At 66.0% G+C, this 13369-nt stretch carries 14 protein-coding genes; 8 read left to right on the top strand and 6 right to left on the bottom strand.

Going from position 1 to position 13369, the window contains the following annotated elements; all coding sequences use genetic code 11:
* Positions 1-39: 39 nt before the first annotated feature.
* Positions 40-3444: a pyruvate carboxylase gene (locus tag IV501_RS08830; RefSeq protein WP_200556352.1), complete on the bottom strand. Its 3405-nt coding sequence runs from the start codon at positions 3442-3444 to the stop codon at positions 40-42.
* Positions 3445-3569: 125 nt separating this feature from the next.
* Here IV501_RS08830 and IV501_RS08825 point away from each other — a divergent pair, with 125 nt between their 5' ends.
* A complete protein-coding gene (locus IV501_RS08825) occupies positions 3570-4373 on the top strand; it encodes a ParA family protein (RefSeq protein WP_200556413.1) in 804 nt (267 codons plus the stop codon).
* 143 nt (positions 4374-4516) lie between these two features.
* Here the strand turns inward: IV501_RS08825 and IV501_RS08820 are convergent, their stop codons facing one another.
* The 4 genes from IV501_RS08820 to IV501_RS08805 all read right to left on the bottom strand — a co-directional run bounded on the left by IV501_RS08820 (position 4517) and on the right by IV501_RS08805 (position 7092).
* Entirely contained in the window at positions 4517-5065 is a 549-nt protein-coding gene (locus tag IV501_RS08820) for a MerR family transcriptional regulator (protein ID WP_200556350.1), read from the bottom strand.
* Between the two features lie 193 nt (positions 5066-5258).
* Positions 5259-5960 carry a transcriptional regulator FtsR gene (gene ftsR, locus IV501_RS08815; protein ID WP_200556348.1) on the bottom strand — a complete coding sequence of 234 codons (702 nt, stop codon included), beginning with the start codon at positions 5958-5960 and terminating at the stop codon, positions 5259-5261.
* On the bottom strand, positions 5960-6439 hold the full coding sequence (locus IV501_RS08810) for an FHA domain-containing protein (protein ID WP_200556346.1): 480 nt from the start codon (positions 6437-6439) through the stop codon (positions 5960-5962). The genes ftsR and IV501_RS08810 overlap by 1 nt, the downstream gene beginning before the upstream one ends.
* Positions 6440-6477: 38 nt before the next feature.
* On the bottom strand, positions 6478-7092 hold the full coding sequence (locus IV501_RS08805) for a CDP-alcohol phosphatidyltransferase family protein (protein ID WP_307812248.1): 615 nt from the start codon (positions 7090-7092) through the stop codon (positions 6478-6480).
* Between the two features lie 57 nt (positions 7093-7149).
* Between IV501_RS08805 and IV501_RS08800 the strand changes: the two genes are divergently transcribed.
* The 7 genes from IV501_RS08800 (at position 7150) to IV501_RS08770 (ending at position 12773) form a co-directional block, all read left to right on the top strand.
* Entirely contained in the window at positions 7150-7977 is an 828-nt protein-coding gene (locus tag IV501_RS08800) for a DUF1295 domain-containing protein (RefSeq protein WP_200556345.1), read from the top strand.
* Between the two features lie 167 nt (positions 7978-8144).
* Positions 8145-8480 (top strand): hypothetical protein, encoded by a 336-nt coding sequence (locus tag IV501_RS08795; protein ID WP_307812247.1) that lies wholly within the window; start codon positions 8145-8147, stop codon positions 8478-8480.
* Positions 8481-8496: 16 nt separating this feature from the next.
* The gene (locus IV501_RS08790) at positions 8497-8865 is read left to right on the top strand and encodes an RNA-binding S4 domain-containing protein (RefSeq protein ID WP_200556341.1); all 369 of its coding nucleotides are present in this window, start codon (positions 8497-8499) and stop codon (positions 8863-8865) included.
* A gap of 88 nt (positions 8866-8953) precedes the next feature.
* Entirely contained in the window at positions 8954-10381 is a 1428-nt protein-coding gene (locus IV501_RS08785; RefSeq protein ID WP_200556339.1) for a purine-cytosine permease family protein, read from the top strand.
* Positions 10378-10839 carry a nucleoside deaminase gene (locus tag IV501_RS08780; protein ID WP_200556337.1) on the top strand — a complete coding sequence of 154 codons (462 nt, stop codon included), beginning with the start codon at positions 10378-10380 and terminating at the stop codon, positions 10837-10839. The genes IV501_RS08785 and IV501_RS08780 overlap by 4 nt, the downstream gene beginning before the upstream one ends.
* A 110-nt stretch (positions 10840-10949) precedes the next feature.
* Complete coding sequence (locus tag IV501_RS08775) at positions 10950-12293, top strand: serine/threonine-protein kinase (RefSeq protein ID WP_200556335.1); 1344 nt, start codon at positions 10950-10952, stop codon at positions 12291-12293.
* Between the two features lie 126 nt (positions 12294-12419).
* On the top strand, positions 12420-12773 hold the full coding sequence (locus tag IV501_RS08770; RefSeq protein WP_200556333.1) for a hypothetical protein: 354 nt from the start codon (positions 12420-12422) through the stop codon (positions 12771-12773).
* A 45-nt stretch (positions 12774-12818) separates the two neighbouring features.
* Here IV501_RS08770 and IV501_RS08765 read toward each other — a convergent pair whose 3' ends face one another.
* The gene (locus IV501_RS08765; RefSeq protein ID WP_200556331.1) at positions 12819-13364 is read right to left on the bottom strand and encodes a TetR/AcrR family transcriptional regulator; all 546 of its coding nucleotides are present in this window, start codon (positions 13362-13364) and stop codon (positions 12819-12821) included.
* Between the last annotated feature and the right edge of the window lie 5 nt (positions 13365-13369).

Raw genomic sequence — 13369 nt, 5'->3', positions numbered from 1 at the left:
CCGTCACGGGTTGCTCACGTTCGGGGCCTGCGCCCCGGGCTACCGGGGCTCGATGTCGATCAGGAGGTCGCCGGCATCCACCTGCTGGGTCTTCGGGATGGCGAGCCGACGCACGGTTCCGGCGACAGGGGTGGTGATTGCCGCCTCCATCTTCATCGCCTCGATCGAGGCGACGCTCTGGCCCGCCTCCACGACCGACCCCTCCACCACCTGCAGCGTGACGACGCCCGAGAACGGAGCGGCGATCTGCCCGGGGCGGGAGAGGTCTGCCTTCTCGGCCGCTTTGGTGACGACATCGATGGCGCGATCGCGCACGAACACCGGACGCAGCTGACCGTTGAGGATGGTCATGACCGTACGCATGCCCTTGTCGTCGGCGTTGCCGATCGCCTCGAGGCCCACGTACAGGCTCACGCCCTTCGCGACGTCGACGACGTGCTCGGACCCTTGACGCAGGCCATAGAGGTAATCGACGGTGTCGACCACCGAGAGGTCGCCGTACTGTTCACGGATCTGCTCGAACTGTTTGGTCGGGCCGGGGAAGAGCAGACGGTTGAGGGTGGAGCGGCGCACCGTCGCGTCTCCGCCGAGCGCTGCGCGGTCGACATCCGTGATCTCCTGCACGCCGATCTTCACGGTGCGACCGGCCAGCACCTTGGTGCGGAATGGCTCAGGCCAGCCGCCGGGCAGCTCGCCCAACTCGCCGGCCATAAAGCCGATTACCGAGTCGGGGATGTCGTAGCGATCGGGGTTCGCCTCGAAGTCGGCCGGGTCGGCATCGACGGCAGCGAGGGCGAGGGCGAGGTCGCCGACGACCTTCGACGACGGCGTCACCTTGGGAGGACGACCCAGGATGACGTTGGCCGCCGCGTACAGGTCCTCCACCTTCTCGAACTGGTCGCCCAGCCCGAGCGCGATGGCCTGCTGGCGTAGGTTCGAGAGCTGCCCGCCCGGGATCTCGTGGGTGTAGACGCGTCCCGTCGGCCCGGGTAGGCCGGATTCGAACGGCTTGTATGCACGCCGCACTGCCTCCCAGTACGGCTCCAGGTCGGAGACCGCCTGCAATGAGAGTCCGGTGTCGCGCTCGGTGTGGGCCAGTGCGGCAACCAGAGCCGATGCCGAGGGCTGACTGGTCGTCCCGGCCATCGGTGCACTGGCGACGTCTACCGCGTCCGCCCCGGCGCGAGCCGCAGCGAGAAGGGTCGCGAGCTGGCCGCCAGCGGTGTCGTGCGTGTGCACGTGCACCGGCAGGTCGAAGCGGTCCCGCAGCGCCGTGACCAGGCTCTCGGCGGCGCTCGCGCGGAGTAGCCCGGCCATGTCTTTGATCGCCAAGATGTGCGCGCCAGACGCGACCATCTGCTCCGCGAGTCGCAGGTAGTAGTCGAGCGTGTAGAGCTTCTCGGCCGGGTCGAGCAGGTCGCCGGTGTAGCAGAGCGCCACCTCGGCGACGGCGCTGCCGGTCTCGAGCACCGCGTCGATGGCCGGTCGCATCTGCGACACGTCGTTGAGCGCGTCGAAGATCCGGAAGATGTCGACGCCGGTCGACGCAGCCTCGCGCACGAAGGCGCTGGTGACCTCGGTCGGGTACGGCGTATAGCCGACCGTGTTGCGACCGCGGAGCAGCATCTGGATCGCGACGTTCGGCAGCGCCGATCGCAGTGCTGCCAGCCGCTCCCACGGGTCTTCGCCGAGGAATCGCAACGCGACATCGTAGGTCGCACCGCCCCACGCCTCGACCGAGAGTAGTTGCGGCGTCATGCGGGCGACGTACGGCGCCACCGCGACGAGATCTTTGGTGCGCACCCGGGTCGCGAGAAGCGACTGGTGGGCGTCGCGGAACGTGGTCTCCGTTACAGCCAGCGCGGTCTGCTGACGCAACGCCGTCGCGAACCCCACCGGGCCGAGTTCGAGCAGCCGCTGGCGCGAGCCGTCGGGCGCCGGGGCTGTCACATCGATTACTGGCAACTTGAGGGCCGGATTGATGATCCCCGTACCGTCGCCGTATGGCCTGTTCACGGTCACATCGGCGATCCAGTTCAGCAGCTTGGTCCCTCGGTCTTTCGACTGGTGGGCGTCGAACAGCTCCGGGCGCTCCTCGATGAACGCGGTGCTGAGGTCGCCGGCCGCGAACGACGGATCGTCGAGCACTGCTTGCAGAAACGGGATGTTCGTTGAGACGCCGCGGATGCGGAACTCGGCGAGACCGCGCTTGGCACGGGCGACTGCCGCGGCGAAGTCGCGACCGCGGCAGGTCATCTTCACCAGCATCGAATCGAAGTACGGGCTGATCTGTGTGCCGGGATCGATGGTTCCGCCATCGAGACGGATGCCGCCGCCGCCGGGCGAACGATAGGTCGTGATCTTCCCAGTGTCGGGCCGGAACCCCGACGCGGGGTCTTCGGTGGTGATGCGGCATTGCAATGCCGCGCCGCGCATCCTGAGGTCCTTCTGCTGCAGGCCGAGCTCGGCCAGCGACTGCCCGAAGGCGATGCGCATCTGCGACTGCACCAGGTCGACGTCGGTGATCTCCTCGGTGACCGTGTGCTCCACCTGGATACGCGGGTTCATCTCGATGAAGACGTGCTGGCCACGCCGCTCCCCCGCGGTGTCGAGCAGGAACTCGACCGTGCCGGCGTTGACGTAGCCGATCGACTTCGCGAAGGCGATCGCGTCGCGGTACATGGCCTGGCGGACATCCTCGTCCAGGTTCGGCGCCGGAGCGATCTCGACGACTTTCTGATGGCGGCGCTGCACCGAGCAGTCCCGCTCGAACAGGTGAACCGTCTCCCCCGTCGCATCGGCCAAGATCTGTACTTCGATGTGCCGGGGGCGCACCACCGCCCGCTCCAGGAACATCGTCGGGTCGCCGAACGCGCTGTCCGCCTCGCGCATCGCCTCTTCCAGGGCCGCGCGCAGGTCCTCTTTGCGTTCGACCCGACGCATGCCGCGGCCGCCACCACCGGCGACGGCCTTGGCGAAGATCGGAAAGCCGATGTCGTCGGCGCCGGCGAGCAGGGCATCCATGTCTTTGGATGCCGGGGTCGATTTCAACACCGGCACGCCCGCAGCGATGGCGTGCTCCTTGGCGGTGACCTTGTTACCCGCCATCTCGAGCACATGCTGGCCGGGACCGATGAACGTAATGCCCGCGTTGGCTGCGGCTCCGGCGAGCTCCGGGTTCTCGGAGAGGAAGCCGTAGCCGGGATAGATCGCGTCAGCACCGGCCTCCTTGGCTACCCGGATGATCTCGGACACGTTGAGGTAGGCGGCGACCGGATGCCCCTTCTCGCCGATCTGGTAGGCCTCGTCGGCCTTGAGCCGATGCATCGAGTTGCGGTCTTCGTACGGAAACACCGCGACCGTCTGCGCGCCGAGTTCATAGGCCGCACGGAACGCGCGAATAGCGATCTCACCGCGGTTGGCCACCAGGATCTTCGTGAACATTCGGTCCTTTCCAACGACGATGTGGCGGGACTGCGGCTCAACTGTCGGGAAACATGGCCGCCGGACGCGATATCGCGACGCGAGCTGTAGGTGCTCTCAGACTAGTGAAGGTATTGTTCTTCCTTGTGCATGTACTCAGCGTCAGCTCCCTCAAGGGAGGAGTGGGCAAGACCACTGTGACGCTCGGGCTGGCCTCCGCCGCCTTCGCAAAGGGCCTTCGCACCCTCGTCGTCGACCTCGACCCGCAGTCCGACGTCTCGACCGGCATGGACATCAACGTCGCCGGTCACCTCAACGTCGCCGACGTGCTGGCCTCTCCCAAGGAGAAGATCGTCCGTGCGGCGATCGCTCCGAGTGGCTGGACCAGGGGTCGCCCCGGCACCATCGACGTGATGATCGGCAGCCCGTCCGCGATCAACTTCGACGGACCGCACCCGAGCATCCGTGACATCTGGAAGCTCGAGGAGGCTCTGGCGAACGTCGAGGCCGACTATGACCTCGTGCTCATCGACTGCGCGCCTTCACTCAACGCGCTCACCCGCACCGCGTGGGCCGCGAGCGACCGGGTCACCGTCGTCACCGAGCCCGGCCTGTTCTCCGTCGCCGCGGCCGACCGGGCGCTGCGGGCGATCGAGGAGATCCGTCGCGGGCTGTCCCCGCGACTGCAGCCACTCGGCATCATCGTCAACCGCGCCCGCGTTCAGTCGCTCGAGCACCAGTTCCGCATCAAGGAACTTCGCGACATGTTCGGCCCGCTGGTGCTCAGCCCACAGCTGCCGGAGCGCACCTCGCTGCAGCAGGCCCAGGGAGCCGCAAAGCCCCTGCACGTCTGGCCGGGCGAGAGTGCACAGGAGATGGCGCACAACTTCGATCTGCTTCTCGACCGGGTGCTGCGCACCGCGCGCATCGGCGAGTACGCCGTCGTCTAAGTATCCAGCGCTACTCCGCCGGTCGAGTAGCGCCCGAGCGCCCGAGCGTCCGCGCGAGGACGCGTATCGAGACCCACGCGGAGGCTTCGATACGGCTGCTCCTCCGTCGCGGCCTACTCAACCAGCGGAGGTTCGCACGACGCCTAGGAGGCTCGCGTGGCGCGCTTTGCTGCCAGTTCGTCCATGACGTCGGGACGCTCGGAGTCGAGCTCCACGAGCGAGGTCTCGACCTCACGCAGCACCTTGCCCACGGCGATGCCGAAGACACCCTGACCGCGACTGACCAGATCGATGACCTCGTCGTTCGACGTGCACAGGTAGACGCTGGCACCATCGCTCATCAGCGTGGTCTGGGCGAGGTCGTTGATGCCGGCCTCGCGCAGCTGGTTTACCGCAACCCGGATCTGCTGCAGCGAGATCCCGGTATCGAGCAGACGCTTGACGAGCTTGAGAACGAGGATGTCGCGAAAGCCGTAGAGACGCTGCGAACCGGACCCTGCCGCACCGCGCACGGTCGGCTCGACGAGCTCGGTGCGTGCCCAGTAGTCGAGCTGGCGATAGGAGATTCCGGCCGCTCGAGCCGCAACGGCGCCCCGGTAGCCAGCGTCGACATCCAGATCGGGCAGACCGTCGGTGAAGAGCAATCCGAGATCGTAGCGGGAGTCCTCGCTACGTGTGCTGAGCTCGCTCATTGTTGCCTTCCACCTCTGCAGTTCATGCTGTGTCAATTGACTGCCGTGCCCATCCTTAACGTTCAACGGATGGTTGACACTTTCGTCGTTCCCCACGTTACCGCTGAGGGGTGGCTCGCACCGTGACACACGAGTCGGCGTGTCGGTCGGATTCGCGAAACTTCATCGCCCGCGCGTGTCCGATCCCGACAGTTTACGGGTCGAGTCGCGTCAGTGCCGAGCGAATCAGGCTGGAACGCACGATCTCCAGCTGACCGGCGATCTCACGAGCCAGTTCGCCCGCCTTGGCGCGGCTCGACGCGTCTTTTCGTCGCGCCACCGGGATGAGCGCGCTCTCGATGAGGCCGAGTTCGCGCTCGGCCGCCGCCCGAAATCCACGCAGGTGCCGTGGTTCGATGCCGGATTTCTGCAGTTCTACCAGTGAGGTGAGAACACTGAGCGCATCATCACCGTAAACATCGGATGCCGCGATAAGCGACGAGGAGACTGCGTCACCGAGAAGCTGCGTGGTTGCGCCGGCCTCCCGCACGAGCTCATCGCGCTTGAACTTGCGCTCGGTGGAGAGGATGGAGGGGCCAGACAGCGTCGTACCACCGGGAAGCTCGGGCTCGCGGCCGGCATCGAGTTCCACGAGGTACTCGCGGATCACCTTGAGCGGCAGGTAGTGGTCCCGCTGCATCGTGAGGATGAATCGCAGACGCTCCACATCCGCAGACGAGAACTTGCGATAGCCCGACTCGGTCCGAGCGGGGGCGATCAGGTCGCGCTCCTCGAGGAACCTGAGCTTCGACGGCGTGAGATCGGGAAAATCCGACGTGAGTCGAGCAAGCACCTGACCGATACTGAGCAGCGGTGCTGCACCAGGCGTCTTCGCCTGGGCCGTAGCGCGCCCCACTACTTGCTCGCCAGGTTCGCGAGATCCAGTCGTGACGCGTAGAAAGTGAGGCGGAACTTGCCCACCTGCACCTCGGCCCCGTCGCCCAGTAGAGCCGTATCGATGCGCACGCCGTCGAAGTACGTGCCGTTCAGGCTGCCGAGATCACGGATCTCGAAGGCCGTTCCGTGGCGGAGAAACTCGGTATGACGACGTGAGACGGTGACGTCGTCGAGGAAGATGTCTGCATCCGGATGACGCCCCGCGGTCGTGCGGTCGGCATCCAGCAAGAAGCGCGAACCGGCATTCGGCCCGCGGCGCACCACGAGAAGAGCGGAGCCTGACGGCAGTGCGGCGATCGCCTGCTGTTCTTCCGGCGTCACCTCGCCGTCGAGAGCGGCGAGTTGGCGTTCGAACTCGGCACCCAGGTGCAGAGCCGTCGTATCACTCTCGCGAGGTCGGTCTTCTGCGTGGCTATCCTGCGATTCTGGATCAGCCATGGTGACACCTCCCGCTTTCCCCTGCGTCTTTCGGTTTCTTAGAGGCCAAGCGTAGCTGATCCCGTGTCGGGTTCACGAGCGGGAATCCGCACGACCCGAACGGTCTCGCGCAGATAGAGCACGCCAGCCCACCAATACAGGAAACCACCCCACAGGGCCGCTGCCCACCCGATCGGGGACGTCACGCCCTGCACCGCGGGGAACGCCTCGCCGAGCATCAGGATGGGAAGCGACGAGAACAGACAGAAGGTGGCGAACTTGCCGAGATGGTGAACCGGGAGCGGACCGTAGCCGTGGTTGGCGAGGACGATTCCCAACACGATCAGCAGGAGATCGCGGCTCACCACGGCGATCACGAACCACCACGGCAGCACCTGCGCGATCGCGAGGCCGAGCAGAGCGGCAAGGATGAGCAGCCGGTCGGCGGCCGGGTCGAGCAGCTGGCCGAGTCGGGTGATCTGATTGAAACGGCGAGCGATCTGGCCATCGACGAAGTCGGTGATCGTCGAGATGACCAGCAGAATAAGCGCACCGAGATCGTTGCCGACGACGATGAAGACGAAGAAGACCGGGACCATGAGCAGGCGCAGAAAGCTGAGCACGTTCGGCACCGTCAGGATGCGCGAACTCATCTGATTCGCAGCATCCGTCACGCCATCGATTCTATCGGCCCGCCCTCTCGCCGTTTCGCCGCGGAATAAGATGCCAACATGAGCCCCCTGACCATCGTCATCATCATCGCCGCCGTGGTGTGCGCCTTCGTCTGGATCGCGTCGCTGATCACGAAAGACACGTCCTGGGTGGATCGCATCTGGTCGATCGTGCCCATCGTCTACGTGTGGGTGTTCGCGATTGCCGCCGGTCTGACGGATGTGCGGCTCGATGTGATGGCCGCGATCGTCACCGTGTGGGGAGCGCGGCTGACCTTCAACTTCGCCCGCAAGGGCGGCTACAGCGGCATGGAGGATTACCGCTGGGCAGTGCTGCGCGGGAGGATGTCGCCGGCTGGGTTCCAACTCTTCAACTTGTTCTTCATCGTGCTCTATCAGAACTTCATCCTGGTGCTCATCGCCCTTCCGGCGTTCACGGCATTCGAGAACCGCGACACAGCGTTCGGTCCCCTCGATGTGATCCTCGCGATCGTCTTCCTGGCGCTCACCGCCGGCGAGACGGTCGCCGACCAGCAGCAGTGGGACTTCCACGAAAAGAAGAAGGCCGACGTCGCCGCGGGTCGCACCCCGACTCCGCGCTTCCTCCAATCCGGCCTGTTTCGCGTCTCGCGCCACCCGAACTTCTTCTTCGAGCAGGCGCAGTGGTGGGTACTGTTCTTCCTCGGCGCGTCCGCGGCGGGTTCGGTGTTGCAATGGACCGTTGCAGGCCCGTTCCTGCTCACCGTGCTGTTCATCGGGTCGACGATCTTCACGGAGAACATCTCGGTCAGCAAGTACCCCGAATACGTCGATTACCAGCGGCGGACCTCGCCGATCATCCCGTGGTTCCCGCGTCGCGAGCGCGAGACCACGGAAGCCGCGGCCTAGTCCAGACCACGCCAGGGCGTGTCTCGCCCGACCGGGAGCGGGCCGGGTACCGTTGGACGATGTCCTGCATCCGTTTCAATACCCCAGCGCAGCGCCAGGCGATGCGTGACCACCGGCCGGTCATGCTCACTCCCGAGCAGGCTGCGGCCCTCCATCCCGCTCCCCCGGTGACCGACAGCAAGATCGCTCGGCTGCGGCTGCTCGCCACCGATGCGAACGCCAAGATTCGCGAAAGCGTCGCCAGCAGCCCGAACGCTCCCGAGGACGTGCTGGTCGCCTTGGCCGCCGACGACGACGAGGGCGTCCGCTCCTGCGTGGCCCGCAACGAGCACGCGCCCTGCGATGTGCTGCGCAGCCTGGCCGACGACGACTCGGAACGGGTGCGCGGCTTCCTCGCCGTCAACTTTTTCGTGCCTGCCGACGTGATGGAACGCCTCGCCGACGACCGTAGCGAGATCGTTCGCGCGCTGGTGGGCTGGAAGGGTGCACTCGCCGACGCCTGAGCGGGAGCAGCTGATCATGGAGCCGACGACTGCGCGAGTGGACAGCTGGGTGTGGGCCGTTCGCCTCGCGAAAACCCGATCCGCCGCCACCGCCGCGTGCAAGGCGGGTCACGTTCACGTGAACGGAGAGCGTGCAAAGCCCTCCCAACCCGTCAAGATCGGCGACGAGGTACGCCTGCGCACCGCAGACCTCGAGCGAACTGTGAAGGTCGCGCGGCTGGTCGTGAAGCGTGTCGGCGCCCCCGTCGCGGCCGAGTGCATGGTCGACCTCACGCCACCGCCCCCGCCCCGCGAGGAGCGTCCGATCACGGTGGTTCGCGACCGCGGCGCCGGGCGTCCGACAAAGCGTGAGCGGCGCGATCTGGAGAAGCTCCGCGGTCACTGATCTGCTCCTCCGCGTGCGGTGTTAACAGCATGTGACAGTCTGCGGTTCGGTTTCACCAAGACGCTTTCACGCTCGTACTATTCGTTAGATGACCATCGCGCCCTCCCCCACACGCGCCACGCACATCGAGACCGGCGGGATCGAATCGATTCCGACCGACCGGCGACACGGCTCCCCCTGGCAACTCCTCTCGACCTGGACGTCGCCGAACCTCGAGTTCGCGACGATCTTCGTCGGCGTCATTGCCGTGGCCTTCTTCGGCCTGGGCTTCTGGCAGGCCATGGCCGCCCTGGTCCTCGGATCTGTCGCCGGCGCGATCACTCAGGGCGTGCTCTCCACCTGGGGTCCGCGCGAAGGTCTCGCCCAGCTTGTGCTGAGCCGCACCGCGTTCGGCTACCGCGGCAACATCCTGCCTGCCGCGTTGAACACGCTGATGGCCGGTCTCGGCTGGTTCGCCGTCAACTCGGTCAGTGGCGCATTCGCGCTCGCGACTCTGACGGGCATGCCGGTCGTGCTCAGCCTGCTCATCATCGTCCTGATCGAGGTCGCGGTCGCGTTCGTCGGCCATGACCTGGTGCAGCTGTTCGAGCGGTACGCGAGCATCGTGCTCGGCATCATCTTCATCGTGGCGACGATCACGATCTTCGCGCACGCCGACTTCGGCTTCGTGCAGAAGGGGGGAAGCAACTTCAGCTTCGCCGGCTTCACGCTCGCCGCCGGTGCCGCGTTCGGCTACGCCGCCGGCTGGAATCCCTACGCCGCCGATTACAGCCGGTACCTCCCGCGCACCACGAGCACGAAGGCAATCGCGTTGGCCGCCGGACTCGGCGATTTCGTTTCCTGCGTCGTGCTGATGGCAGCAGGAGCCGCGGCCGCCACGATCGCCGGATTCGACGCGAACAGCCCGACCGACTCCTTCACCGCATCGATGCCGGTCGTGATCAAAGACTTCACGCTGGTGGCCATCGCCGTCGGTGCCATCGCCGCCAACGCTCTCAACATCTACTCGGGCGCCATGTCGTTTCTCGCCGCGGGCATCAAGATCCCGTTCGCCCTGCGGCGTGCGATCGTCGCCGTGGGCTTCGGCGTCGTCGGCTTCTTCATCGCCTGGAGCGCCATCCCCGATGCCGGCCACACCTACGAGGGGTTCCTCCTGGTGATCGCCTACTGGATCGCCCCGTGGCTCGGGGTGGTGCTGGTCGATCGCTACCTGCGTCGCGGCACCTCGATTGCGTCGCTCGTCACCGAGAGGGCGAAGTACCGCAACCCCGCTGGCATCCTGGCCTTCTTGGTCGGCCTCGTCGTGTCTGTGCTGCTGTTCTCGAATCAGGAGATCTACACCGGCCCGCTCGCGAAGGCCCTGCCTATCGGTGACCTGACCGCGATCGTCGGGCTGCTGCTCGCGGGGGTGGCGTACGTCATCCTGTTCCGCGTCTTCGCTCCGAAGCTGGGCGGACCGCTCAGTGAAGAACCCGACGAGGTTATCGGCGTCGACGCTGCGGACCAGATCGCATGAGCGGCGAGCTCTACTTGACCGACAGCGAGAAAATGGCCGTCGCCCGTGCCGAGGCGGAGAAGGGCGCGGCCGAAGGAGGCATCCCGATCGGGGCCGCATTGTTCGCGGCGGACGGCACTCTGCTCGGGGCGGGGCGCAACCGTCGAGTTCAGGATGACGACGCCGCGATGCACGCGGAGACCAACGCCTTTCACAACGCGGGTCGGCAGCGCAGCTATCGCGACACGGTCATGGTCACGACCCTGTCGCCCTGCTGGTACTGCTCGGGCCTGGTGCGGCAGTTCGGAATCGGGCGTGTGGTCGTCGGCGATGATCAGAGTTTCCTCGGCGGACAGGAATGGCTGGCCGAGAACGGCGTCGAGGTCACCGTGCTGAACGATCCGGGCCTCATAGCCATGATGGGCGAGTTCATCCACACCCACCCCCGGCTGTGGAACGAAGATATCGGCGAGGACTGAGCCACCGCTTCGTGCAGGCTGACCCTCGCTGAGCAACGCTCTGCGCAGTGTGCGTGCCCCACAATCGTTGCACCCGGAGATTCCGGCATGCGGCGACAGGACATCGGATCATGGATCCTCGGCTGGGCTCATTTCTCAAAGGGCGGTATCGACCCACCGAGGTGATCGGACGTGGCGGCATGGGCTACGTCTACCGCGCTCGGGACGAGGCGCTCGGCCGAGATGTCGCGATCAAGTTGTTCGCAGCCGCGACCGATCCGATTGAGATCCGTCGCCAGGAGCATGAGGTAAATCTTCTCGCCGGTCTCAGTCATTACTCGCTGGTGACCCTCCTCGATGCAGCCGTCGATCGTTCGGACCCCGACGACCCGCGCATCTATTTCGTGATGGAGCTGGTCGCAGGAGATGACCTCGCCCGGTTGCTCGACCGTCGGTCGCTCTCGGCCCGCCAAGTCGCTCAGCTCGGCTTCGACCTCGCCGAAGGTCTTCAGTACATCCATCGTCGCGGCGTGGTCCATCGCGACCTCAAACCGTCGAACGTCTTGATGCTCGACTACGACGACGACAGCACGCGAACCCGGGCCAAACTCACGGACTTCGGCATCGCGCTGACCGCTCGCAGCGCGCGCATCACCGGAGCGGGCATGACTACCGGAACCGCCGCATACCTGAGCCCAGAGCAGGCGCAGAAATCTCCGGTCGGTCCGCCCAGCGATATCTACTCGCTGGGCCTGGTGCTGCTCGAGTGTTTCACCGGTCGTCTCGCGTTTCCCGGCGATCCGATCCCGTCCGCTCTGGCTCGCCTGCTCGGCGATCCCTCGATCCCGGATGACCTCGCCCCCGAATGGCGAGAGCTCCTGGCTGCGATGACCGCACGCCATCCCGACGATCGCCCCACCGCTGACGAGGTCGTCGCAGCACTCGCCCAGCTGCTCGCCAGCGAGTCAGGGCGGCATCGGCACGGCTTCTCGGGGAGCGGCCTCACGCTCGACCGCAACTCGGTGCTGCACGATGTCGCCGATCGCGTCGTCAGCATCGCGGGGCGGGCGCTGAACGCCGGTGTCGCGGCACTCACGACAGGCGCGCTGGAACAGATCTGGGTGAGTCCGGAGCTCGGGCTGCGCGAATCTGACGTGGTGAGGCTGCTCGCGAGCCCGACGGTGGAACGCCCGGACCTGTCGTGTTCCCTGGCCGCGACAATCCTGGGTGCGGGCGGCGACGTCGTGGGAACCCTCGAGGTGTTCGGCGACGCGCGGTTGGGGTCGTCCGACGAGCAGGTCGCCACGTTCACGGATCTGGCCGCTCTGGTCGCCGGTGCGCTCGGCACGCCGGTGCGCATCCGTCCGGCGCAGACGTCCGAAACCCCGAATCGCGCGGGAAATGTGACAGCACTGAACTCGAGGCGAGCGGCGCGGCGCGAGCCACGCTGGGACGAGATCCCCGCGCGGGGGTGACCCTTTCTGCAGACAGCACCCCTCTGGTGAGCTACCCTCGTGTCAAGCCACACGGCAATGTCGCCTGGCTTGGGGGATCTCGGATCGGGGAATCTTTATGTACGCAGCAGGTGAACGGCAGCGCCCGTGAGCGCCGCGACCACAAGCGAACAACGTCTTGACGCAAAAACGATCGGTCCGGTGTTGGACGCCGCGGTTGTGCAGGTTCTGGAGCGTTTCGGGGAGGATCGCGGATTGTCACCCCTCCGCTGGTCGGTCATCGACTATCCGGAGGGACTCGTCATCGAGGGGCGCCCGGAGGCCGCAGGTCCCGATGTCGCAGAGACCTGTGCGCAGTGGGCCGCGGCGCTGACGATGGTCGAATACGAATGGGACTCCGTCGACGGTGAGCGCAGTTGGCATCTCGACATCGGCGCATGGCACCTGGAATTGATCGCGGGCCACGACACGTCGGTCGATCCGAGAGAACTCTTCGACTAACCGCGTTTCGTGAGCGCGTCCTGAAGGCTGGCGGCTGGCTCGCCGCTATACGACTGCTTCCATCAGTCCGAGATGCTGGGCGATGATCTCGGCATGGTTTCGCACGTCGACATCCGTCATCGGAACGCGCGCGATCAGCTGCGCGAAGAAGACTGGACCGACGATCGCTCCGTATTGTTGAGTCGTCACCGGGGCGACGCGTTCGCGGAACTCTGCGATTGCCGCGTCGTTCATCTCGCGCAGCGAGTCGGCAGCTTCTGGGTCGCGGGTCGCCTTCGCCATCTGCATTGTCACCGTGGCTGCGAATACCGGATCGCACATGGTGTCGCGCACCTGCACAAGAAAGTGATTAAGCCGCTCGAACGTTGTCAGTCCGTCGAAATCGCTGGCATCGCCGGCGAAAGTGCTGCTCACCGCGTCGCTGATCACCCGATCGATCGACCCCCAATGCGTGTACAGGGTTCTGCGGGACACCTGAGCCTCGGCGGCGAGGATGGTGAAAGTCAGCGGGGTGGACGCGGGCTCCGCCAGGAGTTTGCGCACCGTCGCAAGCACGTGATCACGTGTGCGCTGGATACGGGGATCGGGCATTCTTC

It is taken from the genome of Lacisediminihabitans changchengi (genome assembly GCF_016634425.1).
Taxonomy (GTDB): Bacteria; Actinomycetota; Actinomycetes; order Actinomycetales; family Microbacteriaceae; genus Lacisediminihabitans; species Lacisediminihabitans changchengi.
The sequence above is the reverse complement of the archived record's forward strand: the minus strand, read 5'-3'. Positions and strand labels throughout refer to the sequence as shown.